This is a genomic window from Ruegeria sp. CDSC021 (genome assembly GCF_059610845.1).
In genome coordinates this window covers 1-23,636 of record NZ_JBXWOK010000004.1, presented here as the reverse complement: position 1 = coordinate 23,636, position 23,636 = coordinate 1, and the positions used below count along the sequence as shown (strand labels likewise).

The following is a 23,636-nucleotide window of genomic DNA, read 5'->3' as shown; positions in this document are numbered from 1 at the left end:
TGCCATTGCTGCCCGGGGACCTCAGCCGATGCCGACACTTCACGAACCCAAGTTAATCGCTGGGAACGCTAATCTTCCGCTTGCCGAATCCATTGCACGCCGAATGAGCCTGTATCGCGGCGTCGATCAGGGTCTGGTCGATGCCCGGGTCGAACGGTTTAACGACGGTGAAATCTTTGTCGAAGTGTTCGAGAACGTGCGCGGCGAAGATATGTTCATCGTCCAGCCCACCTCGAACCCGGCCAATGACAATCTGATGGAGCTGCTCATCATTGCTGATGCGCTGCGCCGTTCGTCGGCCCAACGGATTACCGCCGTGATCCCCTATTTCGGCTATGCCCGCCAGGACCGCCGCACCAAGGCCCGCACGCCAATCAGCGCCAAGCTGGTGGCCAACATGCTGACTGGCGCCGGGATCGAGCGCATCCTGACCATGGATCTGCACGCAGCGCAGATTCAAGGGTTCTTCGACATGCCTGTCGACAACCTTTATGCTTCGCCGATCTTTGCGCTGGATGTGAAACATCAGTTCAAGGACAGCCTCGACGAGATTATGGTCGTTTCGCCCGATGTGGGCGGCGTGGCCCGGGCGCGCGAGTTGGCCAAGCGGATCAACGCCCCGCTGTCGATCGTGGACAAACGCCGCGAAAAAGCAGGCGAAGTCGCTGAGATGACCGTAATTGGCGATGTCAGAGACAAGATCTGTTTGATCGTGGACGACATGTGCGACACGGCCGGTACCCTGTGCAAAGCGGCGCAAGTACTGCTGGATAATGGTGCGAAAGAAGTTCATTCCTACATCACACACGGCGTCATGAGCGGCCCTGCGGTCGAACGCGTGACCAATTCGGTGATGAAATCTCTGGTGCTGACCGACACGATCCAGCCGACAGAAGAAATTACCAAGGCCAAGAACATCCGCATCGTGCCCACAGCCCCGATCTTTACGCAGGCGATCCTGAATATCTGGAACGGCACCAGTGTATCGTCACTGTTCGAGGATAAGACCCTGACGCCGATCTACGAGTCGATGTATCATAGGGATTGATCGAACGCGGCGGCCCAAGGGCCGCCTCTTTTCTTTCTGCAATACAGGTCGGAGTTTACCGTGACAGCCTCAAAACGCATTGTTCTATCCAGCGACCATGCAGCTATCGAATTACGCCAGGCGGTCGCCTCTCATATTGCGGCCCAGGGATGGGACGTCGTCGATATCGGCCCCAAGACACCTGAGAGCACCCATTACCCTGTTCATGGCAAGGCCGCCGCCCAAGCAGTGGCTTCCGGGGATTGTCAGCTTGGCATCGTTCTGTGTGGAACGGGTCAAGGTATCATGATGGCGGCCAACAAAATCCCCGGCATTCGCTGCGGTGTCTGCTCGGATGCCTTTTCCGCACGCATGATCCGCCAGCATAACGACGCCAACATGCTGTCTGTCGGCGCCCGGGTCGTGGGTGAGGGTCAGGCGCTGGATATAGTGGATGCGTTCCTGTCAGCCGAATTCGAAGGCGGACGGCATGCACACCGGGTCGCCATGATAGAGGCATCGGACGAGTCCTAAACCCAAGGCTGGCTTCACAGAATATCCCAGTCATCCTCATGCGGCACTTCGCCGAACGCTGTCCAAGATATTCGGATGCGCGCGATGCGGGTATCCGACCAGGTACGAAACACCGCAGCAAATCCCTCGGGCGTGATGTCCTCGGCCTTGACCTCGGCGCGCAATGCCGAAGATGTATCAACATCCCACAGTGACACGCTGATCTGTACAACAGGCGCGGAACGGAATGGCTGGCTGAATTCTATGTCCGAGCGTCGTTCGCGCGGCCCCTCGCCTGTCCACATGTCGCCGCCATCTGCGAAGTCGGAGAACAGCACAACTTCGCCTTGGTCGATACCAATCGGATGGGTACTAAAAGTCTGCATTTTGTCGTCTTTTATAAAGAATTACGGAACCTTAGACCGCCCTTCATCCAAAATCACCACAAAAAAACGGCCCCGCACAGGCAGGGCCGTTTCTAAATCTACATGTCCTGAAACTTACAGGCTCATATGTGTCCCAAGAGCTTCCATATCGGCCAGCAGCTTGGCCGCATCGTCGACGACTGATTGATCGTCGCCGCCTTTGGCCGCGTCATGCGACGCACGTGCCTCGGCGATCAGATCGTCCAGATGCGCGCGGGTCACTTCAGAGACCGGAATGGCCTTTTCGGCCAGAACCGACATGCTGTCGCCATTGATCTGGGCAAACCCGCCGGTGACCAGGTATTCGCTGGACCCTTCGGGTGCCTCGACCTTTAGCAGACCGGGGCGCAACGTGGTGATGGTGGGGGCATGATCGGGCATCGCCGTCATGTCCCCGTCCGCGCCGGGAAGCTGGACCGCAGTCACCGCGAGCGAAGCAAGGCTCCGCTCGGGGCTGACGAGGTCAAAGTGCATCGTGTTTGCCATCAGGTGTGCTCCTTAGGCGGCTTCTGCGGCCATCTTTTCCGCTTTGGCGATCACTTCATCGATGCCGCCAACCATCAGGAAGGCTGCCTCGGGCAGGTGATCGTATTCGCCGGCCACAACGGCCTTGAACGACGCGATGGTGACATCCAGAGGAACCTGAACACCAGGCGAGCCAGTGAAGACTTCGGCCACGTCAAACGGCTGCGACAGGAAGCGTTCAATCTTACGGGCACGGGCCACGGTCAGTTTGTCTTCTTCCGACAGTTCGTCCATGCCGAGGATCGCGATGATGTCCTGCAGCGACTTATAGCGCTGGAGGATCTGCTGAACGTCAGTCGCAACGGTATAATGCTCTTCACCGACGATGGCCGGGTCGAGAAGACGCGAGGTCGAGTCGAGCGGGTCAACGGCAGGGTAGATACCCTTTTCTGAAATCGCACGGTTCAGAACGGTGGTCGCATCCAAGTGTGCGAACGAGGTGGCCGGCGCAGGGTCGGTCAAGTCATCCGCAGGAACATATACGGCCTGAACCGAGGTGATCGACCCGGATTTGGTCGAGGTGATGCGTTCCTGCATCGCGCCCATGTCGGTCGCCAGTGTCGGCTGATAGCCCACCGCCGAAGGAATACGACCCAGCAGAGCCGAAACCTCGGAACCCGCCTGCGTAAAGCGGAAGATGTTGTCGACAAAGAACAGAACGTCGGCACCGGTTGCATCACGGAACTGTTCCGCCAGGGTCAGACCCGACAGAGCGATCCGCATACGGGCTCCCGGAGGCTCGTTCATCTGGCCGTAAACCAGCGCGATTTTCGAATCTTCCAGCTTGTCGGGAACGATAACGCCGGATTCAATCATCTCGTGATACAGGTCGTTGCCTTCACGGGTCCGCTCACCAACACCGGCGAACACGGACACGCCAGAGTGCACTTTGGCGATGTTGTTGATCAGTTCCATGATCAGAACGGTTTTGCCAACACCGGCGCCGCCGAACAGGCCGATCTTACCGCCTTTGGCGTAAGGGGCCAGCAGGTCAACAACCTTGATGCCGGTCACCAGAACTTCGGATTCAGTGGCCTGATCCGCGAAATCCGGCGCGTCCTGGTGGATGGAGCGCGTTTCGGTGGTTTCCACGGGACCTTTTTCGTCGATGGGCTCGCCCACAACGTTCAGGATACGGCCCAGGGTGGCGTTGCCGACCGGAACCGCGATGGGTGCGCCGGTGTCCGTGACTTCGGCACCACGTACAAGACCTTCTGTCGCGTCCATCGCAATGGTGCGGACAGTGTTTTCGCCCAGGTGCTGTGCCACTTCCAAAACCAGCTTCTTGCCGTTGTTGGTGGTGTCCAGCGCGTTCAGAATTTCAGGCAGTGCGTCATCGAACTGCACGTCGACGACGGCCCCGATAATCTGAGTGACTTTGCCTTTTGCATTCGCCATGTTTCGTCTCCGGTTTGTCTCTACAGCGCTTCGGCGCCGGAAATAATTTCAATCAGCTCGTTGGTGATCACGGCCTGACGCGAACGGTTGAACTGGATCGTCAGCTTGTCGATCATCTCACCCGCGTTGCGTGTCGCGTTGTCCATCGCGGACATCCGTGCACCCTGTTCCGAGGCCCCGTTTTCGAGCAGTCCCGAGAAGATCGCAGTCGCAACCGCCTTGGGCAGCAGATCGGCCAGGATGGCCTCTTCGCTGGGCTCGTAATCAAAGACCGCGCCGCTGTCGTCCCCTTCGACATCCTCGAACGAGGCAGGGATGATCTGCTGTGCCGTCGGGGTCTGGCTTACGACGTTGACGAACTTCGAGTAGAAGATCGTGGCTACGTCGAACTCACCCGCGTCGAAACGGGACAGGACGTCTTTTGCGATGTCCTGCGCGTTGGTATACCCCAGACGTTTGACCTCGCTCAGATCGACATGGCCCACGAACAGGTCGCCAAAGTCGCGCTTGATTGCATCACGACCTTTTTTGCCAACGGTCAGAATTTTGACCGTCTTGCCTTTTGCCTTCAGCTCGTAAGCTTTGGCGCGGGCCAGCTTGGCGATGTTCGAGTTGAAGCCGCCACACAGGCCGCGTTCAGCTGTCATGACAACCAGCAGATGGACATCATCACTGCCCGTACCACGGAGCAGCTTGGGGGCGCTGTCGCTGCCCCCGACCGATGCCGCCAGCCCCGCCATCACGGCATTGAACCGTGCGGCATAGGGGCGCGAGGCTTCGGCAGATTCCTGGGCGCGGCGCAGTTTTGCGGCCGCGACCATCTGCATGGCCTTGGTGATCTTGCGGGTCGATTTGACCGACTCGATCCTGTTTTTTAGATCCTTAAGATTTGGCATGTGCCCGCCTCTCCCTTAAGCGAAGGTTGCGGCGTATTCGTCCAGCGCAGCCTTGATCTTGTCGGAAGCATCACCCTTGATCTTGGGATCTTCGTCCGTGATCCACTGAAGCAGATCCGCGTGCTTGCCACGCAGATGCGCTAGCAGACCAGCTTCATAGCGGCCAACTTCGGATACGTCGATCTTGTCGAGGTAACCGTTGGTTCCGGCGAAGATGACGCAAACGATTTCAGCGTTGGTCAGCGGTGAGTACTGCGGCTGTTTCATCAGCTCGGTCAGACGCGCACCACGGTTCAGCAGCTGCTGGGTTGCGGCGTCAAGGTCGGAACCGAACTGCGCGAAGGCAGCCATTTCACGGTACTGAGCCAGTTCCAGCTTAACCGGGCCGGCAACCGACTTCATCGAGTTGGTTTGAGCCGAGGAGCCCACACGCGAAACCGACAGACCGGTGTTCACAGCAGGACGGATACCCTGATAGAACAGCTCGGTTTCCAGGAAGATCTGGCCGTCGGTGATCGAGATCACGTTGGTCGGAATAAACGCCGAAACGTCGCCACCCTGGGTTTCGATAACCGGCAGAGCCGTCAGCGAGCCCGCGCCAAAATCTTCGTTCAACTTCGCCGAACGCTCCAGCAGGCGGGAGTGGAGGTAGAAAACGTCGCCAGGATAGGCTTCACGTCCGGGCGGACGACGCAGCAGCAGCGACATCTGACGATAGGACACGGCCTGTTTCGACAGGTCATCATAGATGATCAGCGCATGGCGGCCATTGTCACGGAAGAATTCGGCCATCGCGGTCGCGGCATAAGGTGCCAGGAACTGCATCGGCGCCGGGTCGGACGCGGTTGCGGCCACAACAATCGAATATTCAATCGCACCGGATTCTTCCAGTTTCTTCACCAGCTGAGCAACGGTCGAACGCTTTTGGCCGATGGCCACATAAACGCAGTACAGCTTCTTGGACTCGTCGTCGCCTGCTGCTTCGTTGTACACTTTCTGGTTCAGGATCGCGTCCAGAGCAACGGCAGTTTTACCGGTCTGACGGTCACCAATGATCAACTCTCGCTGGCCACGGCCAATCGGGATCATCGCGTCGACCGATTTCAGGCCGGTTGCCATCGGCTCGTGAACCGATTTACGCGGGATGATGCCCGGCGCTTTGACGTCTGCAACGCCGCGCTCGGTGGATTCGATCGGGCCCTTGCCGTCCAGCGGGTTGCCCAGGCCGTCAACAACACGACCCAGCAGACCGTTGCCGATTGGCACGTCCACGATCGAGTTGGTGCGCTTAACAGTGTCACCTTCTTTGATGTCACGGTCAGAACCAAAGATAACAACACCGACGTTGTCGCTTTCCAGGTTCAGCGCCATGCCCATGATGCCACCGGGGAATTCGACCATCTCACCGGCTTGCACATTGTCCAGGCCGTATACACGGGCAATCCCGTCACCGACGCTCAGCACGCGACCGATTTCGGCCACTTCGGCTTCCTGACCAAAATTCTTGATCTGGTCCTTCAGGATTGCAGAAATCTCTGCAGCTTGGATTCCCATTTATCCGACCTCTTTCATTGCATTCTGTAGGGAGTTGAGCTTGGAGCGGATCGAGCTGTCGATCATCTTCGAGCCCACTTTAACGACAAGACCGCCGATGAGGCTTTCATCAACGGTCGCATTTATTGTCACGGTCTTGCCCACACGCTCGGACAGCGTTTTGGACAGTTTATCCATCTGTGTCTTAGTCAGCGCCTTGGCCGAGGCGACATCGGCGGTCACTTCGCCACGCTCTTCGGCCAGCATGTCGCGCAGAACCTGCACCAGTTGCGGCACAACGAACAGACGGCGTTTCTGCGCCATCAAACCCAGCGTGTTGCGCAGGATGGCGTTCAGACCCATCTTGTCGGCAATCGCTGTAATCGCGCCTTCTTGTTCAGCGCGCGAAACCAGAGGCGAGGCGATCAGGTCGCGCAGATCGGCACTGTCGCCCAATGCTGCTGCCAGATCGTTGATTCCGGTTTCCAGACCTGCGAGGTCTTTATTCTCTTTAGCGATCTCAAAAATCGCTGTGGCATAGCGCTCGGCGATGCCTGTGGAAATCGAAGCTGGTTCGGACACGTCCACCCTTCCGATATTTTGGGCCCCGAATTCGCGTTGCGGCAGCTACCCGGGGGCGTGAAGAAACCCCGTCCATAAGGCCGGGGATCAAAATCAACGGGGATGTAGCAGAGGTAAACCCAGCTAGCAACATATTATCACCATGGGCACCTTATCCACAAAGCGTTCTATTTCAGATACTTAGCTTGGGTGCGACCCTTTTATACGGCTGATGAGGGTGAAAAATGTTACCAAACCGCAAGGTTTTGCGATTCCTGCAGCCATTTTCGCGTGTTTCGGCGTTATGATGGAAGCTAGTACAGGCGTTGCGCTAGGCTGGCTTGAGCAGGCCATCCAGCGCCTTGATCTGACGGCGCCCTGTCGCTTTGGTGACGGTTCCGCTGGGCGGTCTGATTTGCTTTGTCGCCTCAACCATCAGAACGCCGCCTGCCATGATCGTCGGCAAACGCTGGCCAGTTTTCTCTATCAGGCTGCCGGATTTCAACCAGAACCGACGGAAGGACGGAGGCAAATACAAGGCGGAACGATAGTTATCCGTCATAAAGTGATGCGCTCTAAGCTGACTTTCCAACTGCGAGGCAGAATAAGGGCGCCCGAATCCAAATGGCGTTCGATCGGTCCGTGACCACAGCCCCGCACGGTTCGGTACGATAAAAAGCGCCCGTCCACCGGGACCAAGCACACGCCAGCATTCCGCCAGCAATTCGGCGGGACGTTGTGACGTTTCAAGCCCATGCATCACCACCAGCTTGTCCACATGACCCGTTTCAATCGGCCACAAGGTCTCTTCCGTCAAAACAGATACGTTGGGCATTCCCGCAGGCCAGGGCATCACCCCCTGCGGCCCGGGCATCAGCCCGATGACGCGGCGCGCATCTTTCAGGTAGGGCCGCAACAACGGCACAGCAAAGCCAAACCCTACGACGGTTTGACCCTTGGCCTCGGGCCACAGATCAATCATTCGCCCACGAATGGCCGCCTGCGCTGCACGACCAAGAGTGCTGCGGTAGTAGAAATTCCTCAGATCCTGCACATCAAGATGCATTGCGGACACCTGGCCAATCGGATTAGCTGAGCGCAGTCTAGCAACGAAAGGGCAAAAGGCCATGCCTCTTGAGATCGTCACCATCCCATGTCTCAGCGATAACTACGCATTTCTGGCGCATGACGCGGTTAGCGGCAACACCGCATTAATCGACGCGCCTGAAAGCGGCCCGATTCTGTCAGAACTGGAACGACGTGGCTGGGGCTTGTCTCATGTGTTGCTCACGCATCACCATTTCGACCATGTCGACGGGTTGCCGGCCATTTTGGAACAGCACCCGGCGACGGTGATCGGCGCGGCAGCCGACGCACATCGCCTGCCACCCTTGGATCAACAGGTCAATGACGGCGACAGTTTTGAAATCGGCGGGGAACCCGTCCTTGTTCTGGACGTTTCGGGGCATACTCTTGGTCATATCGCCTTTCACATGCCGCAAAGCGCGGTGGTCTTTACCGCCGACAGCCTGATGGCAATGGGTTGTGGACGCCTGTTTGAAGGCACCGCACCGCAGATGTGGGAATCGCTGTGTAAACTGAGCGCCTTGCCGGATGACACGCTGGTTTGTTCAGGGCACGAATACACGCAGTCCAACGCCAAATTCGCTCTCACCGTCGATCCAGGAAATTCTGCGCTGCAGAAACGCGTCGCAGAAATTGACAGCACCCGAGCCGCCCAACAGCCTACGGTTCCCTCCACTCTGGCGTTGGAAAAGGCCACTAACCCCTTCCTGCGCGCTGCTGACCCGGCGATTCAGGCGCATCTGGGTATGGCAGGCGCCGAACCAGCCAAAATTTTTGCTGAAATCAGGGCTAGAAAAGATCGGTTTTGATACCTATTTCACCTACTTCACAGCCACGGTCACAACAAATGTGACTGTCAAGAGCAAGAAAACCCTTGAAGCCGGGCTCCGATCAACCAAACTCTAATAGTATGAGGACATGGTTGGGATGGGGATCCGGCCTTCAGCCCGCCCCCTTCTGACCCAAGACAGAGGAGCACCCGCGTGCCTTCATTCTCGAGCACACTAGAACAAGCCATCCACGCGGCCCTGGCGGCTGCGAATGAACGGCGACATGAATTCGCAACGCTGGAGCATCTGCTTCTGGCATTGTTGGAAGAGCCCGATGCGATCCGCGTGATGAAAGCCTGCAGCGTCGATCTTGACGAGTTGCGCAGCACTCTGGTGGAATTCATCGACGAAGACCTTTCGAACCTTGTCACCGATATTGACGGGTCCGAGGCTGTACCGACAGCCGCTTTCCAACGTGTGATCCAGCGCGCTGCGATCCATGTTCAAAGTTCGGGCCGGACCGAAGTGACCGGGGCGAATGTTCTGGTCGCAATCTTTGCCGAACGCGAAAGCAACGCAGCCTATTTCCTGCAGGAACAGGATATGACCCGGTACGATGCGGTGAATTTCATCGCCCATGGTGTGGCCAAGGACCCGGCCTACGGCGAAAGCCGTTCGGTATCGGGCGCGGATCAGGCGGAAGAGGAATCTCCGGCCAGCACTGCCGATGGCGAGCAAAAAGAAAGCGCGCTGGGGAAATACTGCATCGACCTGAACGCGAAATCGCGCGCGGGCGATATCGACCCGCTGATCGGTCGTGCTGATGAGGTTGAGCGCTGCATTCAGGTGTTATGCCGCCGGCGCAAGAACAACCCGCTTCTAGTCGGTGATCCGGGCGTTGGCAAAACCGCAATCGCAGAGGGACTGGCATTTAAGATCATCTCTGGCGAGGCCCCCGATGTCCTGTCAGAAACCACCATCTATTCGCTGGATATGGGTGCATTGCTGGCGGGCACCCGCTATCGCGGTGATTTCGAAGAACGCCTGAAAGCGGTCGTGACCGAGCTTGAGGATCACCCAGACGCGGTTCTGTTCATTGATGAAATCCACACCGTCATCGGTGCCGGTGCCACCTCGGGCGGGGCAATGGATGCCTCGAACCTGCTGAAACCGGCCCTTCAGGGTGGAAAACTGCGCACTATGGGTTCGACCACCTACAAAGAGTTTCGCCAGCATTTCGAAAAGGATCGCGCGCTCAGCCGCCGGTTCCAGAAGATTGACGTGAACGAACCTTCGGTCGAGGACAGCGTAAAAATCCTGCGCGGTCTGAAGCCCTATTTCGAAAAGCATCACGAGATCAAATATACAGCCGACGCGATTAAAACCGCGGTCGAGTTGTCAGCACGCTACATCAATGACCGCAAGCTGCCCGACAAGGCGATCGACGTGATTGACGAAGCCGGTGCAGCCCAGCATCTAGTTGCTGAAAGCAAGCGCCGCAAGACCATCGGCGTCAAAGAGATTGAGGCCGTTGTTGCCAAGATCGCCCGCATTCCACCCAAGAACGTCACCAAGGACGATGCCGAGGTTCTGAAAGACCTTGAAAAGTCGCTCAAACGGGTGGTCTTCGGACAAGACGTGGCGATTGAGGCGCTGTCCAGCGCCATCAAACTGGCGCGCGCCGGTCTGCGCGAGCCGGAAAAGCCCATCGGCAACTATCTGTTTGCTGGCCCAACCGGTGTGGGAAAGACCGAAGTCGCGAAACAGCTGGCGGATACGCTGGGAGTGGAACTGCTGCGTTTTGATATGTCGGAATACATGGAGAAACACGCGGTCAGCCGCCTGATCGGTGCGCCTCCGGGCTATGTCGGGTTCGACCAAGGCGGTTTGCTGACTGATGGCGTCGACCAGCATCCGCATTGCGTTCTGCTGCTGGATGAGATTGAAAAAGCCCACCCGGACGTGTTCAACATCCTGCTGCAAGTGATGGACCACGGAGAGCTGACCGACCACAATGGTCGCACGGTGAACTTCCGCAACGTGGTGCTGATCATGACCTCGAATGCAGGGGCGCAAGAACAGGCAAAGGCGGCCATCGGCTTTGCCCGCGACCGCCGCGAAGGTGAGGATACCGCCGCGATCGAACGTATGTTCACACCGGAATTCCGCAACCGTCTGGATGCTGTCATTTCCTTCGCGCCGCTGCCGAAAGAGGTCATCCTGCAGGTGGTCGAGAAGTTCGTGCTGCAGCTTGAAGCACAGCTACTGGACCGCAATGTGACCATCGACCTGACGCCAAAAGCCGCCGAATGGCTGGCCGACAAAGGCTATGACGACAAGATGGGCGCACGCCCATTGGGACGCGTCATTCAGGAACACATCAAGAAACCTCTGGCCGAGGAGCTGCTGTTCGGCAAGCTGGCCAAGGGCGGTGTCGTTCGTGTCTCGGTCAAGAAGGGAGAGCTGGATCTGGACATTTTTGGCCCCGATCAACCGCGCATCCCTGGCGACAAACCCCCGCTTCTGACTGCAGATTAAAAGCAGCGCATCAAATCAAAGCCCGGCTTCTACGCCGGGCTTTTTTCTTGCCCGAGCCGAGTCACCTGTCTCAAAAGAAAATCTCAGGGGCGCCCGGAAAACCACCCAACTCTGACAATGGGCCTTCCTTGCTGCAATCAGCGCTCTGTCAGCTTCAATTCGATCCGGCGATTCTGAGCGCGCGCTTCTGGGGTGTTTGCGGGGTTGAAGGGTTGGAATTCACCAAAGCCATTGGCCGCCAGACGTTGCGGTGGAATACCCAACGCATCGACCATATAACGGACAACCGACAAGGCGCGTCCCTGGCTAAGCTCCCAGTTGTCCCGATAGCGGCCAGTTCCGGCCAGCGGGACATTGTCGGTATGGCCGTCAACGCGAATAACCCAGTTCAGGCCTTCGGGAATTTCAGCCGCGACACTGCGCAGTATATTGGCCACCTTGGCGATCTCAAGCTGACCCTTGGGCGACAGCACTGCTGATCCTGTATCGAACAGTACTTCGGACGAGAACACAAACCGATCGCCTTCGATCCGAACGCCTTCCTGATTACCCAGCACATCGCGCAACCGGCCGAAAAATTCAGAGCGATATCGCTGAAGATCCTCGGCCTGCGCCGTAAGTTCTTGGTTCTGGCCCGAAAGGGCTTCGGCCTCGGCCTCAAGCCGGGCGCGCTCGGCCTCTTCCAACAAACGGCGGCGACGCTCTTCCGAGGCGGCGCGGGCGAGTGCGGCGTTCAGATCCTGACCCAATGTTTGAATACGAATATCAGCGGCGGCGTTGCGGTCTTCGTAATCGTCCAGCAAGGCCTGCAATCCACCCAACTGCTCGCGCAGGGCTGCCATCTGCTGGTTTAGCAAGGCAGTCTGACGCTGCGCCTTTGCTGAAACGGCTTTCTCGGCAGAGATTGCCTCACGCGCAACGGCCAGCAAGGCTGCGCGTTCTTCGGCCAATGTACGCTGTATCTGCTCCGCTGTCAGAGCGTCGGTTTGGGCGGCCAATGCCGCTTGCAGCTGGGCCTGCAACTCCTGACTATCAAGTTCACCAAATTGCCGCTCGAGCTCAGCCTTGGCAGCTTGCGCAGCGGCCAACAGGGTCAGGGTTTCTTCGGCTTGCTTGCGTTGCGCTTCCAGAGCCAGCGTCATAGCGGTCAGTTCCGCATCCGCGTCCTGCAGACGATTGCGCAGGTTTTCGGCAGCCGCAGCTTCGGCCAGGCGCGCGGCCTCTTCGGCGTCAAGCTGGCCTTCAAGCTCGGTGACCAATGCGGCCTGCGCGGCCTCATTTTGTTCCAGATCCGCCACCAACGCTTCAAGCGCTTCGCGGCGGGCAGCATCAAGCCGGGCGGCCTCGGCCTGGGCATCGACCTCGGCACGGCTTTGGGCAAGGGCCAGGTTCAGGGCCTCTTGTTCATTCAGCAATTCCGAACGCTCAGATTCCAGTGAGGCGATAACCCCCAGCGACCGCTCCTGATCGGCCAACAGAGATGCGACCTGTGCTTCGAATGACGTGATCCTGGTTTCCGCCTGCGCCAGATCTTCCTCGGCCTGCGTCAGGGTCGCATTCAGCGCCCCTAACCGGGCCTGAAGGCGGCTGTTTTCCCGTTCTTCCAACCCAAGCGCACCCGCAAGGGCCGCCACTTCGCCGGACAGGGCGGTCAGTTCATCCTCTTGCCCCGAAATCGTCTCGCGCAGCACGAATTGCACCACCATGAAGATGGTCAACACAAAGGTCAGCACCATCAACAGCCCGGTCATCGCATCCACGAAACCCGGCCAGACCGACCCCTGAAACCGCTGACCTGTGCGACGGGACAGAGCCATGGATTACTCTCCTTCCGGAGCGGTTCGAACGGCGCCTCGGGGCAATGTAAGAGCTTTGACCAACAGTTCGATGTCCTTGCGCAGCTCGCTCATGCTTTCTTGGCGGCCTGCAGAAATTTCTTCGAGGATACGCAGCAACTGAACATCCATCGAGCGCAGGCGCATGCGGCTTTCTGCGTCTATTCCTTCGCTGGTCCCCTGTTCCCGCAGATGATCCAGCAGAGCGTCCTGCCCCAGTGCGACACGTTCCAGCGCAGCGGTGACATTCTCGGTCTCAGACTGACGCTGGTTCATATCTCCGATTGCGCCGACAAGATGCCCCAGCTTGCCCGACAGCTCGGCCCGGTCGGTTTCCTGCGCCGAAAACAAGTCCTGCAGGGCGTTCATCTGTTCGGACATTGCATCCAGAACCGGTGTCAGAACCGCCAGTTCGGTGCTGCTGCCGTCATCGCCTGCTGCAAAGCCGACACGGGTGATCGAGGACAACCATTCTTCGAGCTCTCGATAAAACCGGTTCTGCCCGTGGCCCGCGAACAGTTCCAGCAACCCCACAATCAGCGATCCGGCAAGGCCCAGCAACGAAGACCCAAAGGCCACGCCCATTCCCTGCAGTTGGGTTTCAAGGCCAACCATCAGGCGATTGAACACGGCCAGCCCTTCTTCGCCATCCTGCGGATTGAGACTGCGGATCGTGTCGACAATAGCGGGGACCGTCGTGGCCAAGCCAAAAAACGTTCCCAAAAGCCCAAGATAGATCAGAACATTGGTGATATAACGCGTGATCTCACGCTCTTCCTCGACCCGTTCGGCCACCGAATCCAAAATAGACCGGGTCGAACTGGAACTGATCTGCGACCGCGCACCCCGGTCCCGCAGCAGCGACGCCAGCGGTGCCAAAAGCTGAGGCGTGCGCGCGTCCTCATGAACAACGCCACCAACGAAGGACTCGATCCAGCGCACCGAACCGATCAACTGTGTCACCTGATAAAAACAGGCAACTACGCCGACGAAAAATACCAGAAGGATAAAACCGTTCAGATACGGGTTTGCATAGAAAACCGGCAAAACGTAAGGCAGCGCCATGAAGATGCCCATACCAGCCAGGCCGATCGCCACAAGCATCGTTACGATCTGACGAATGGGTTGCGAGAAATGCGGTCTCGCGCCCTGTTGTGCCTGCGCCATGCGCGTTTTTCCCGGTTCTTTTCTGCTCTGACGCGAATCTACCGAAAATCTGCCGGTGACGCCAAGGGTTTATGAGGTAATGCTTCGCACCCGTTGCGCTAACCACTCAAGATCGGGATCACGCAGACCAATCTCGGTCAGATGTTCAGCTGTGTTATAAAGGTATTCGGTATTTGGACCGCGCCCGCCGACAGCATGGGCAATGATCTGCGCCTGGTCTTCCAACGGCATGCCCCCGCAATACTGCACGTGATCTGCGTCGATAACATAGGTGACAGCCGTTACGACCTCGTCCGTTTCCAAATGCACATCAAGCATCTTTTCGACATAGGCCGACGAGATCAGCTCGCGCTCGCGCAGTTCATGCAAGGTACGCTCTTCGTGGCCTGCCTCGACGGCGAGGGCCAGACCTTTGCACAGGGTGTCACGCTGTTCATCCAACGCCAGAACAAGGCCGGGTTTCTCTTCGGTTCCGCGGTGATGAATCGAACTCATGCAGAAAGACCGCGCATATCCATTCAGGGTTGCGCGTTCGCTGCGGGACACGGGAAAGCCGGGATTCCACAGCAGCGACCCATATCCGAAAACCCACATCGTCATAGCACTGGTCCTTGCCCGTTTGCGCCTATAAACATCAATTTCAAGGCGGGAAAAAGGGCCATTAGCAATGCGCGGGCTAATACGAGTAGTCATTTTCATCACTGCGATCTGGAGCGCCTATTGGTTCGTCGCCGGATATGGATTGCGCAACGCGATCACAACTTGGTTCGACAACCAACAAGAAAGAGGCTGGCTGGCCGATTTTTCGGACGTAGCCACAGCAGGCTATCCATTCAACCACGTCACCCGACTGAACAGCCCCGCTCTGGCCGACCCGGTCAACGGCACCGCCTGGAGCGCCGACTGGATCGAATTCCAAAGCCCCGCGATCTGGCCGGGTCGACAGGTTCTGCGTTTCGCGGAAACGCCGCAGCTGCTGTCCTATTTCGATCAAACGTCGACCATCGTTGCAGCTGACCTGCAGGCCGAGCTGCAGTTGCAACCTGGTGTCGCGCTGGTGCTAGAGAAAATGTCTCTGACTGCCGGACCATGGTCCGTTGCCAATGATGCTGATTTGCTAGCAGCGGGAACCACGCTTGGTCTGGTGATGGAGCAAACCGAAAATCCTCAAGCCTATGCGATCAGCGCGCGGATCGATGGCTTTTCCCCCGGCGATGATCTGCGCGCCATGATGCATTCCGCCACCACACTGCCCCAGACATTCGATGCGCTGGAAATGGATATGGTCGCCACCTTTGACAAACCGTGGGATCGATCTGCACTGGAACAAAGCCGACCTCAGCCCACCCGGATCGACCTGCGTCTGGCTGAGATGAAATGGGGTGCATTGCGCCTGTTCGCTGCCGGAGAGCTGGACGTAGACGATCAGGGTATTCCTACCGGAGAGATTTCGATCAAGGCCGAAAATTGGCGTGAGATGGTTGCCATGGCCAACGCCGCAGGGGCCCTGCCCGATCAGGCGGTAGACCCTGTGACACGTGCCCTGAAATTCATGGCTGGCTTGGGGGGCAATCCCGATTCGCTGGATCTGCAGTTGAACTTCCGTGAGGGCTATGTGGCGCTTGGCCCGCTACCCCTTGGTCCGGCCCCGCGGTTGATCCTGCGTTAACGGCAGTACGGGCCACGGCGATACCGGGCTGTGTCCAAGTGAAAATGATCCCGGTGATACCGGTCCGCATTCGGGCCAAGTACCGTTCCGAACGGCCCGCAGGCGGCGCGCCAGATCTTGGTCAGTTGCTTCTTTGACGGGTTCTTGCGCCAACCGTTCAGAACGGTCACAACCTCGCCATTCGCCATCTTGAAACCTGATATGTCTATGGCCCGGCCCTTACCGTGTTCCGATATCCGCGCACCCTTGCGGTTGTTGCGCGTTCGGCATGCGTAGTGGGCCGCGACCTGCAGTTCGACAACGGGACCGCGCCTTTTGAAGGTGGGCTTCACGCTTTTCTCGACCCATTGGTTCAGCGCAATTGCTGTGCCGCAATCCATGGTGGACGGACGGCTAAGCGCCACACCAGAAACTGAGGTGATCTGTACCGCTTCCTTGATCCCGCAGGCTTTGATCTTGCCGGGAACATTACCCACCGGCTTGCCCTGAATTTCGATATTCCCGCAGACCGATGTTTTGCGCAGCTTACGCTTTTTGAACAGCACCTGCTGTACCAGCGTATTCGGTTGCAACTCTGGCTGCATCCCGACCGGAGCGGCAAAGGCCAGAACCGGTTGGTCATCGGGGGTCAACCGGTGTTCAGATGGCGTTGCATTCCCCATTGTGGCACCAAGTACCAACCACCCAATCGACAGAACGCTCCAGCCGCGCCTCATGGGTTGGTTTTCCCGCGACCGAAATCCGGGGCATCCGTATCCTGCCCGGCATCAATGATCCCGCGCCGGATCGCACGTGTGCGCGTGAAATAATCGAACAGCTGATCGCCGTCACCTGTACGAATGGCCCGCTGCAGCGCAAACAGTTCTTCGGTGAAACGCCCCAATATCTCTAGCGTCGCATCCTTGTTAGTCAGAAACACATCGCGCCACATAGTCGGGTCCGAGGCCGCGATCCGGGTGAAATCCCGAAAGCCCGCGGCCGAGTATTTGATGACCTCGCTATCGGTCACACGGCGCAGATCATCCGCTACGCCGACCATCGTATAGGCGATAAGGTGTGGCGCATGGGATGTCACTGCAAGAACCAGATCATGGTGATCGGCATCCATCTCATCAACATTCGAACCCAAACCCGTCCACAACGAGCGTAGTCGCGCAACGGCCTCCGGGTCCGAGCCCTCTACCGGCACCAAAAGGCACCACCGATTATCGAACAGCTCGGCAAATCCGGATTCAGGGCCGGAATGCTCGGTCCCGGCCAGCGGATGCGCGGGAATGAAATGAACATCCTGCGGGATGTGAGGTGAGACATCCTGAATGACGTGTCGCTTTACCGAACCCACATCTGACACGGTCGCGCCCGACTTCAGGGCAGGCGCAATCTCCTGCGCTACCGCACCCATCGCGCCAACAGGCACGCACAGAACCACAAGGTCTGCACCCTCAACGGCCTCTTGCGCGGTGTCACAGATCCGGTCGCATAGGCCAATCTTGCGCGCGGTGTCGCGCGTGGCCTCGGACCGGGCATAGCCGGTTACTTCGGCGGCCAATCCAGCACGTTTAATCGCCCAGAACATCGACGATGCGATCAGGCCCAAACCGATCAGCGCAACGCGGTCATATACCTGGCTCATGCGGCGCCCCCTTTGAAAGCGGTTATGGCCGCAACGACACGGCGACAAGCCTCCTCGTCCCCAACCGTGATCCGAAGAGCATTTGGCAGGTTATATCCCGCGACGCGGCGCACGATCAAACCCTGTGTCTTGAGGTAATCGTCGCACGCTTCGGCCTCGGCCTGATCCTTAAAGCGGGCGAGAATAAAATTGGTGCTGGACGCATCCGAAGATACGCCGATTTTGGACAACTGGGCCGAAAGCCAAACCCGCAAGCGTGCATTTTCGCTGTGGCAAAAGGTCAGGTACTCTTCGTCCTTTATGGCGGCTTCGGCAGCGGCCAACGCAGTCAGCGACAGGTTGAAGGGCTGGCGCACCCGGTTCAGCACATCAATGATCTCTTGCGCCGCATAGCCCCAACCGACCCGCATCCCGCCCAGTCCATAGATCTTGGAAAAGGTCCGCGTCATGATCACATTCTCGAACCGATCCACCAGAGCGCGGCCTCCGTCGAACCCTTCGACAAACTCGGCATAGGCGCCATCAATCACCATCAGACAAGTCTGCGGCAAGCTTTCGGCCAGTCGGATAAGATCAGCCTCGGGGATCATGGTCGATGTCGGATTGCCCGGATTGGTCACGAACACGATCCGGGTCTGGTCAGTCACAGCGGCAAGAATGTTGTCCACATCCACGTGACGATCGGTTTCAGGCACCATCACCGGAGTTGCCCCCGCCATCCGAGCGATGATCGGGTACATCGAAAATCCGTGTTCGGTATAGATAACCTCATCCCCCGAACCGGCATAAGCCTGTGCCACGAATTGCAGCACCTCGTCACTGCCCACGCCGCAGATAATGCGCGCTGGGTCCAGCCCGTGGCGTTCGCCAATGGCCTTACGCAGACTGGCGTGATCTGTACTGGGATACCGATTCAGGGTGGCCGCACTGTCCCGTACTGCCTCGATCGCTTTGGGGCTGGGGCCAAAGGGGTTTTCGTTCGAGCTCAACTTGATCACATGGTCGACCCCCGCCACCTTCGACTGGCCGCCCTGATAAAGCGCGATGTCCATAATGCCGGGTTGAGGGGTGATCTGGGTCATAAGAGGCTCCGTATTTAGAAGCCCCTCATACCCGTCTCAAAGCGTTGAGAAAAGCGGCAATTCCCTTATGCCGCCTTGAAGCGGGCTGTCGCCGGGTCGGCGTCGTAAAAGGGAGTAAACTCTTCGGTCCGCCGGGACAGGTCATTGACGCTGTCGATGATGAAGCGGACAGTCTCTTGGGACATCAGATATGAAAAGTTCAGACGCACCCAACCGGGTTTTTTCAACTCTTCTCCAGCACCAAGCGCCGCATGCAACTGCTCCGAGGCTGCACGATCAATACCCAGCAACCGATGGGCATAGGGCCCGGCACAAGCACACCCACCCCGGGCTTGAATGCCATAAACATCACTCAGCATCCGGGTGAATAACTGCTGGTGCACCGGCTGACCTTTACTGTCATGAACAAGAAAGGAAAAAATCGGCAACCGATGTGGATTGTCCGCGCCCAACAAGGTCAGACCTGGGTTATCTCCCCACCCTTCCAATGCCATCTGGTTGTAAAGCGCCTCGCGCCTTGCGATTTCGTCTGCGCCAACTGCATCTTTGACCATGAAAGCCAACGCGGCACGGATGTCGCCTATGACATTCGGCGTTCCCGCCTCTTCGCGCGTTGCAAGATCGGCGCTGTAGTCATGCCCCCAAGGGGACACGAAACTCACAGTGCCACCACCGGGCCAGCTGGGGCATGTGCGCTGCACAACGTTTTGATTGACGATCAATACACCAGACGCGCCGGGCCCACCGGCAAATTTATGAGGAGAGACCACGATCGCATCCTTGCGCGCATCCGCCGGGCCCATTTCCATTGGCAGATAAGGCCCACCGCCCGCATAATCCCAAACCGCTACAGCGCCATTAGCCTTGAGCAGCCGCGTAACCGGGTCGGGATCAGTGATTATGCCCGTCACATTCGAAGCGGCCGAAAATGATCCGACGATCAGATCCGCATCCGCGTTTTCAACCAAGGCACGCTCTAAAGCCGACAGATCGACACCCCCTTCGGGTGCTTCGGGGATTTCAATCACCAGCGCTTTGCTTTCCCGCCACGGCAGGATGTTCGAATGGTGCTCATATGGGCCGATCATTACCACTGGTCGTGCAGCAGCCTCGATCCCCAACAGATTGACCAGCCGGTTGAGACCCGCTGTAGCGCCCGATCCCGTAAAGATCACCGCATCATTTTCCCCGGCGCCAACAATCCGGGAGATTTCCGCACGGGCCTCGCGGCGCAGTCGGGTCATGTAGGCCCCGCAATAAGACGCCTCGGTGTGGCTGTTGGCATAAAACGGCAACACATGCGCGGCCACAAAATCCTCGACCTGCTTCAATGCGCGACCCGACGCGACATAATCCGCGTAAACCAAAGGTATGTCCCCGCGCAGCCCCGGGATCATTACATTCTCGCCGATTAAGCCATCGCGCAACGTGTCGCTACGAACAGCAGCTTCAATGTCAGAACGAAATTGGGAAAGTGTCATTATACGGACTCCGAAGTTTCCCAACAAATATGATTGATATGTGTTGTGTATATAATGCATATTTTTAGATGGTATTCATAAATCTTGTGTCATATGATTTTGAATGTCCAAAAATCTAGATCATATTGACCACCGCCTGCTGCGTGAACTGCAAACCGACGCTACGCTGTCCCAACGTGAACTGGCCGACCGCATCGGGCTGTCGCAAAACGCCTGCTGGCGTCGGCTGAAGGCCCTGAATGATCAGGGCGTCATCATCGGATCGACGGCGCAAATCGCGCGCGAAAAACTAGGGCTGAGCCTTGTGGTCTTCGTCATGCTTCGTACGCGGCACCACTCGGCCGAGTGGTTACAGGCCTTTCGCAGGCATGTTCTGACGATACCAGAGGTCGTGGACTTCCACCGCATTGGCGGCGACTACGACTATCAGCTCAAGGTTGTTACGCAGGATATGGCTTCGTACGACAAGGTCTATCAACGCCTCATCGAAAAAGTCGAGCTGGACAGCGTAACTTCATATTTCGCGATGGAGGCAATTGCAGAAGGACGACCCTTGCCAATCTGATCCGCTCTTTATTTGGCCAAAAAAATTGCTCGGGGGGCATCGCGGCTGATCGTGATTGGGGGCAGAGCCCCCTAAAACGAAAAAGGCCGCGCAACCGCGCGGCCTTTCGAATTTCGATTTCGGCGAAGATTAGTTCTTCGCGTAGAATTCGACAACCAGGTTCGGTTCCATCATGACAGGGTAAGGCACATCGCCCAGACCCGGTGCGCGCACGAAAGTCGCGGTCATTTTCGAGTGGTCGGCGTCGATGTAATCAGGAACGTCACGCTCGGCCAGAGCAGCAGCTTCAAGAACAACGGCCAGTTGCTTGGACTTGTCACGTACTTCGATGACGTCGCCTTCTTTGACACGGTAGCTGGGGATGTTGACCCGCTTGCCGTTCACTGTGACGTGGCCGTGGTTCACGAACTGACGCGCGGCGAACACGGTCGCGACGAATTTGGCGCGATAGACGACGGCGTCCAGACGGCGTTCCAGCAGACCAATCAGGTTTTCACCGGTATCGCCGTTGACACGAACAGCTTCGGCATAGATGCGGCGGAACTGCTTTTCGGTCAGGTCGCCATAGTAGCCCTTCAGCTTCTGCTTGGCGCGCAGCTGCAGACCGAAGTCAGACAGTTTGCCTTTCCGGCGCTGACCGTGCTGACCAGGGCCGTATTCACGACGGTTGACCGGGGATTTCGGACGACCCCAGATGTTTTCGCCCATCCGGCGGTCGATTTTGTACTTGGCAGACGTGCGTTTGGTCACGGCTGATCTCCTTCTTAAGGTCGAGGCCCTGATAGGCCACTATGAAGGGCGTTGTCCTCTTGAGGTTTCCCTCATGACAGGCCTCCCCTTGCGGGGGCCACCAACACCAATGAAGCCGCGCTTATATCCGCAGCGCTGGCAGAGTCAACATGCCGAACGGAAGGAACCGAACCTTTCTGAAATTCGATTCAAAGACGGCACCACTAACGGGATTTAGTCCGCTAAAGTGGCACCGTTTACAGTTGCGCGTAGGTTCGCGACACCAGTGTACTGGAACTGAGTGGCCTTGCGATGAAACGCGACGACAGTTCCGTCCTGCTCTGCAACTTCACCACTCTGATGCTTGATCTGAGTATATGCGCTGATCCAGAATTCCTGATCGCGTGAAGGACAGCCGCTTTCAAACACCAGCGACGGGCTTTCATCATCATCGGAAACGACCAGTAACGCTGAAAACCGTTGCGCCCCGTTCATAAGCTCGAGCGTTCCGACGACATTATCCGAAAAAGTCGTGGCAGAAATAACGCGCCCGATTGTACCTGATGCAAATGCGTTTTTACGCCCGACAACTTCAGCGCTGCCTGCTAGCATCGATGCCTGACCGCGCCAGGACCAGGCCGACCCTACATTTAAAAATGCCAGAGGTGCCGCCTCTAGTCCATCAATCTCTGTCTGCGACCATGAAATGGCAACACGACCGTTTACCCCGGTATTCATTTTACCGCCCGTACCCCTCAACAAATCACTGCCCGATGGCCAAGGGTTTATCAGTGACGATTCCGGCAGAAAAGGGACGGAATTGCAGCAATCACGAGAATGTTGCAGAACAGAATCAGAATCCGGATGCAGAAACCCGCGTTTCAAAGACTTAAAGGATCATACTGAGCCCGAATGTCGGTCTGCCCTGCATTCGGTCTGATCAGGCTTTTTTCGATTCGCCGATCACAGCGGATTTAGATTTCAAATGCGTGCGCCCTAATCGGCATACTGCACGAGCCGTCAGTTCACCAGCCCCCGATCCGCCATTCCACCGGAAAAGCGGAGGCTGCGGATATCTTCCGGCATTGTCTTGTACTGGTCTCGAAAAGCACGTTTCAGTGACGTTTTAGACGAAAACCCTGTGGCGGTGGCAATCTCGATTTGTGGCAAATCCGTAAACCGCAGCAGGCTATGCGCACGTTCCAGACGCAATTCTCGGTATGTGGTCAATAGCTTTGCCCCCGTCTTGTTCAGAAACCGTCTCTGAAGCTGCCGGGTTGAAGTGCCAACCATGTTCGAAAGGTCCGTGATCCTGAGTGGCTCTTCGACATGGTTCAGCATTGCCTCAACCGCTGACATAACCAGGTGATCCCCGCCCGCACGATGGATCAAGCGATTGGCAAGCTGGCTTTCGCAGTCCCGCTTGGGTTCGGACAGGCCGATAAACCCGCGCAGGTTATCTGCCATGTTCTCACCATGGTCCAACGAAACAAAATCCGCCAACAAACGCAGCGTACTCAGACGTGTCGTCGCGCTATGCGTGCGCCCGCGCGCCGCCAGATATGTGCCTGTACCACAGTTGGTCAAACCTGCTTCACGCGCTGCTGCATCGAAGTTGGGGTGAATGGCCGCGACTGTTTTTTCCGACAATCTAATCTGGGCCAGCAAAAGCACGGCACCACCGACAAGAACGGTCCGTGGCGAAAGATTCAGAACTTGTGAGACCCATGTTCTTTCGGCGTCGGACAACGTCCAACAATCCGAAAAATCGCCCCAGAAAACAGCCGCTCTTCCGGTCCAGTACTGCGGTCCTCCTACAGACCCCGCACCAGCCAAACGCAGATTAACGACATAGGAATGGTCGCCGGTCAGATCGCTCAGGGCACGATAAAATTCCCTGATCATCTCGGCCGAGGCAAATGCACTACTATCGCGCACGATCACATCGATGTTGTGGGTTCGCACGAAGGCAGCAGAGGTTGGCTCAGCCAGATAGGCTAGGTCATTTTCGAAGATGCAATGCTTCATGTCTCCCCCGCTGAAATGCCTGGGCCACAGGCAAAGGCATATGACCCAGGATGGATCAGCCCCTGGCCAGTGCGGGGGCTGATCTGGTTGTCGTCTGTTTACTCTGCGGCTTCTTCGTAAGCGTCCATTGGTGGGCATGTGCAGATGAGGTTTCGGTCGCCGTATGCGTTGTCGA

The 23,636-nt window shown here is 57.5% G+C and carries 23 protein-coding genes; 6 read left to right on the top strand and 17 right to left on the bottom strand.

The annotated features are described in order from the left end of the window. Positions 1–28 precede the first annotated feature (28 nt). Positions 29–1,048, top strand: a complete 1,020-nt coding sequence (locus AC2FGB_RS08685) for a ribose-phosphate pyrophosphokinase (RefSeq protein ID WP_142636504.1) — start codon at positions 29–31, stop codon at positions 1,046–1,048. 60 nt (positions 1,049–1,108) lie between these two features. Next, the gene (gene rpiB / locus AC2FGB_RS08680; protein ID WP_496693891.1) at positions 1,109–1,561 is read left to right on the top strand and encodes a ribose 5-phosphate isomerase B; all 453 of its coding nucleotides are present in this window, start codon (positions 1,109–1,111) and stop codon (positions 1,559–1,561) included. A gap of 14 nt (positions 1,562–1,575) precedes the next feature. Here the strand turns inward: rpiB and AC2FGB_RS08675 are convergent, their stop codons facing one another. From AC2FGB_RS08675 to AC2FGB_RS08645, 7 genes are all read right to left on the bottom strand, one after another. After that, positions 1,576–1,926, bottom strand: coding sequence for an H-type lectin domain-containing protein (locus AC2FGB_RS08675; RefSeq protein WP_142636499.1), 351 nt, complete (start codon positions 1,924–1,926; stop codon positions 1,576–1,578). Between the two features lie 114 nt (positions 1,927–2,040). Next, positions 2,041–2,451, bottom strand: coding sequence for a F0F1 ATP synthase subunit epsilon (locus AC2FGB_RS08670; protein ID WP_142636498.1), 411 nt, complete (start codon positions 2,449–2,451; stop codon positions 2,041–2,043). A gap of 12 nt (positions 2,452–2,463) precedes the next feature. Next, positions 2,464–3,888 carry a F0F1 ATP synthase subunit beta gene (gene atpD / locus AC2FGB_RS08665; RefSeq protein ID WP_142636495.1) on the bottom strand — a complete coding sequence of 475 codons (1,425 nt, stop codon included), beginning with the start codon at positions 3,886–3,888 and terminating at the stop codon, positions 2,464–2,466. Between the two features lie 20 nt (positions 3,889–3,908). After that, complete coding sequence (locus AC2FGB_RS08660) at positions 3,909–4,784, bottom strand: F0F1 ATP synthase subunit gamma (RefSeq protein ID WP_496691024.1); 876 nt, start codon at positions 4,782–4,784, stop codon at positions 3,909–3,911. A gap of 15 nt (positions 4,785–4,799) precedes the next feature. Then, on the bottom strand, positions 4,800–6,338 hold the full coding sequence (gene atpA / locus AC2FGB_RS08655; protein ID WP_282027582.1) for a F0F1 ATP synthase subunit alpha: 1,539 nt from the start codon (positions 6,336–6,338) through the stop codon (positions 4,800–4,802). Next, complete coding sequence (locus tag AC2FGB_RS08650) at positions 6,339–6,899, bottom strand: F0F1 ATP synthase subunit delta (protein ID WP_142636489.1); 561 nt, start codon at positions 6,897–6,899, stop codon at positions 6,339–6,341. Between the two features lie 310 nt (positions 6,900–7,209). Beyond that, positions 7,210–7,944: a class I SAM-dependent methyltransferase gene (locus AC2FGB_RS08645; RefSeq protein WP_281972650.1), complete on the bottom strand. Its 735-nt coding sequence runs from the start codon at positions 7,942–7,944 to the stop codon at positions 7,210–7,212. Positions 7,945–8,005: 61 nt separating this feature from the next. Here AC2FGB_RS08645 and gloB point away from each other — a divergent pair, with 61 nt between their 5' ends. After that, complete coding sequence (gloB, locus tag AC2FGB_RS08640; protein WP_271949161.1) at positions 8,006–8,773, top strand: hydroxyacylglutathione hydrolase; 768 nt, start codon at positions 8,006–8,008, stop codon at positions 8,771–8,773. Between the two features lie 174 nt (positions 8,774–8,947). After that, on the top strand, positions 8,948–11,272 hold the full coding sequence (gene clpA, locus AC2FGB_RS08635) for an ATP-dependent Clp protease ATP-binding subunit ClpA (protein WP_496693892.1): 2,325 nt from the start codon (positions 8,948–8,950) through the stop codon (positions 11,270–11,272). Positions 11,273–11,409: 137 nt separating this feature from the next. Here the strand turns inward: clpA and AC2FGB_RS08630 are convergent, their stop codons facing one another. From AC2FGB_RS08630 to AC2FGB_RS08620, 3 genes are all read right to left on the bottom strand, one after another. Then, positions 11,410–13,089 (bottom strand): peptidoglycan -binding protein, encoded by a 1,680-nt coding sequence (locus AC2FGB_RS08630; protein ID WP_496693893.1) that lies wholly within the window; start codon positions 13,087–13,089, stop codon positions 11,410–11,412. Between the two features lie 3 nt (positions 13,090–13,092). Next, positions 13,093–14,274 (bottom strand): biopolymer transporter ExbB, encoded by a 1,182-nt coding sequence (locus tag AC2FGB_RS08625; protein ID WP_496693894.1) that lies wholly within the window; start codon positions 14,272–14,274, stop codon positions 13,093–13,095. Between the two features lie 69 nt (positions 14,275–14,343). After that, the gene (locus AC2FGB_RS08620; protein WP_142636477.1) at positions 14,344–14,874 is read right to left on the bottom strand and encodes a gamma-glutamylcyclotransferase; all 531 of its coding nucleotides are present in this window, start codon (positions 14,872–14,874) and stop codon (positions 14,344–14,346) included. 67 nt (positions 14,875–14,941) lie between these two features. On the opposite strand from AC2FGB_RS08620, the gene AC2FGB_RS08615 reads away from it, so the two are divergent. Continuing rightward, the gene (locus AC2FGB_RS08615; RefSeq protein WP_142636475.1) at positions 14,942–15,943 is read left to right on the top strand and encodes a DUF2125 domain-containing protein; all 1,002 of its coding nucleotides are present in this window, start codon (positions 14,942–14,944) and stop codon (positions 15,941–15,943) included. On the opposite strand, the gene AC2FGB_RS08610 is transcribed toward AC2FGB_RS08615, so the two are convergent. The 4 genes from AC2FGB_RS08610 to AC2FGB_RS08595 all read right to left on the bottom strand — a co-directional run bounded on the left by AC2FGB_RS08610 (position 15,940) and on the right by AC2FGB_RS08595 (position 20,139). Continuing rightward, positions 15,940–16,659, bottom strand: coding sequence for an extensin-like domain-containing protein (locus AC2FGB_RS08610; protein WP_282027583.1), 720 nt, complete (start codon positions 16,657–16,659; stop codon positions 15,940–15,942). The two genes, AC2FGB_RS08615 and AC2FGB_RS08610, sit on opposite strands and share 4 nt — an antisense overlap. Next, positions 16,656–17,576: a prephenate/arogenate dehydrogenase family protein gene (locus AC2FGB_RS08605; RefSeq protein WP_496677616.1), complete on the bottom strand. Its 921-nt coding sequence runs from the start codon at positions 17,574–17,576 to the stop codon at positions 16,656–16,658. Before AC2FGB_RS08605 ends, AC2FGB_RS08610 begins: the two co-directional genes overlap by 4 nt. After that, on the bottom strand, positions 17,573–18,658 hold the full coding sequence (gene hisC, locus AC2FGB_RS08600) for a histidinol-phosphate transaminase (protein ID WP_496677614.1): 1,086 nt from the start codon (positions 18,656–18,658) through the stop codon (positions 17,573–17,575). The genes AC2FGB_RS08605 and hisC overlap by 4 nt, the downstream gene beginning before the upstream one ends. A 65-nt stretch (positions 18,659–18,723) precedes the next feature. After that, entirely contained in the window at positions 18,724–20,139 is a 1,416-nt protein-coding gene (locus AC2FGB_RS08595) for an aminotransferase class V-fold PLP-dependent enzyme (RefSeq protein ID WP_282027584.1), read from the bottom strand. A gap of 103 nt (positions 20,140–20,242) precedes the next feature. Here AC2FGB_RS08595 and AC2FGB_RS08590 point away from each other — a divergent pair, with 103 nt between their 5' ends. Continuing rightward, positions 20,243–20,704 (top strand): Lrp/AsnC family transcriptional regulator, encoded by a 462-nt coding sequence (locus tag AC2FGB_RS08590; protein ID WP_142636466.1) that lies wholly within the window; start codon positions 20,243–20,245, stop codon positions 20,702–20,704. A gap of 129 nt (positions 20,705–20,833) precedes the next feature. On the opposite strand, the gene rpsD is transcribed toward AC2FGB_RS08590, so the two are convergent. The 3 genes from rpsD to AC2FGB_RS08575 all read right to left on the bottom strand — a co-directional run bounded on the left by rpsD (position 20,834) and on the right by AC2FGB_RS08575 (position 23,461). Next, on the bottom strand, positions 20,834–21,454 hold the full coding sequence (gene rpsD / locus AC2FGB_RS08585) for a 30S ribosomal protein S4 (RefSeq protein ID WP_058279997.1): 621 nt from the start codon (positions 21,452–21,454) through the stop codon (positions 20,834–20,836). A 213-nt stretch (positions 21,455–21,667) separates the two neighbouring features. Further along, positions 21,668–22,171 (bottom strand): hypothetical protein, encoded by a 504-nt coding sequence (locus tag AC2FGB_RS08580; RefSeq protein ID WP_282027585.1) that lies wholly within the window; start codon positions 22,169–22,171, stop codon positions 21,668–21,670. A 282-nt stretch (positions 22,172–22,453) separates the two neighbouring features. Then, positions 22,454–23,461: a helix-turn-helix domain-containing protein gene (locus AC2FGB_RS08575; protein ID WP_496689488.1), complete on the bottom strand. Its 1,008-nt coding sequence runs from the start codon at positions 23,459–23,461 to the stop codon at positions 22,454–22,456. Between the last annotated feature and the right edge of the window lie 175 nt (positions 23,462–23,636).

Excerpts from the sequence above, each read along its gene's own strand:
- AC2FGB_RS08685 (WP_142636504.1), top strand. The coding sequence starts at position 29 with ATGCCGACACTTCACGAACCCAAGTTAATCGCTGGGAACGCTAATCTT.
- AC2FGB_RS08675 (WP_142636499.1), bottom strand. The coding sequence starts at position 1,926 with ATGCAGACTTTTAGTACCCATCCGATTGGTATCGACCAAGGCGAAGTT.
- AC2FGB_RS08670 (WP_142636498.1), bottom strand. The coding sequence starts at position 2,451 with ATGGCAAACACGATGCACTTTGACCTCGTCAGCCCCGAGCGGAGCCTT.
- atpD (WP_142636495.1), bottom strand. The coding sequence starts at position 3,888 with ATGGCGAATGCAAAAGGCAAAGTCACTCAGATTATCGGGGCCGTCGTC.
- AC2FGB_RS08660 (WP_496691024.1), bottom strand. The coding sequence starts at position 4,784 with ATGCCAAATCTTAAGGATCTAAAAAACAGGATCGAGTCGGTCAAATCG.
- atpA (WP_282027582.1), bottom strand. The coding sequence starts at position 6,338 with ATGGGAATCCAAGCTGCAGAGATTTCTGCAATCCTGAAGGACCAGATC.
- AC2FGB_RS08645 (WP_281972650.1), bottom strand. The coding sequence starts at position 7,944 with ATGCATCTTGATGTGCAGGATCTGAGGAATTTCTACTACCGCAGCACT.
- gloB (WP_271949161.1), top strand. The coding sequence starts at position 8,006 with ATGCCTCTTGAGATCGTCACCATCCCATGTCTCAGCGATAACTACGCA.
- AC2FGB_RS08630 (WP_496693893.1), bottom strand. The coding sequence starts at position 13,089 with ATGGCTCTGTCCCGTCGCACAGGTCAGCGGTTTCAGGGGTCGGTCTGG.
- AC2FGB_RS08625 (WP_496693894.1), bottom strand. The coding sequence starts at position 14,274 with ATGGCGCAGGCACAACAGGGCGCGAGACCGCATTTCTCGCAACCCATT.
- AC2FGB_RS08620 (WP_142636477.1), bottom strand. The coding sequence starts at position 14,874 with ATGACGATGTGGGTTTTCGGATATGGGTCGCTGCTGTGGAATCCCGGC.
- AC2FGB_RS08615 (WP_142636475.1), top strand. The coding sequence starts at position 14,942 with ATGCGCGGGCTAATACGAGTAGTCATTTTCATCACTGCGATCTGGAGC.
- AC2FGB_RS08610 (WP_282027583.1), bottom strand. The coding sequence starts at position 16,659 with ATGAGGCGCGGCTGGAGCGTTCTGTCGATTGGGTGGTTGGTACTTGGT.
- AC2FGB_RS08605 (WP_496677616.1), bottom strand. The coding sequence starts at position 17,576 with ATGAGCCAGGTATATGACCGCGTTGCGCTGATCGGTTTGGGCCTGATC.
- hisC (WP_496677614.1), bottom strand. The coding sequence starts at position 18,658 with ATGACCCAGATCACCCCTCAACCCGGCATTATGGACATCGCGCTTTAT.
- AC2FGB_RS08595 (WP_282027584.1), bottom strand. The coding sequence starts at position 20,139 with ATGACACTTTCCCAATTTCGTTCTGACATTGAAGCTGCTGTTCGTAGC.
- AC2FGB_RS08590 (WP_142636466.1), top strand. The coding sequence starts at position 20,243 with ATGTCCAAAAATCTAGATCATATTGACCACCGCCTGCTGCGTGAACTG.
- AC2FGB_RS08580 (WP_282027585.1), bottom strand. The coding sequence starts at position 22,171 with ATGAATACCGGGGTAAACGGTCGTGTTGCCATTTCATGGTCGCAGACA.
- AC2FGB_RS08575 (WP_496689488.1), bottom strand. The coding sequence starts at position 23,461 with ATGAAGCATTGCATCTTCGAAAATGACCTAGCCTATCTGGCTGAGCCA.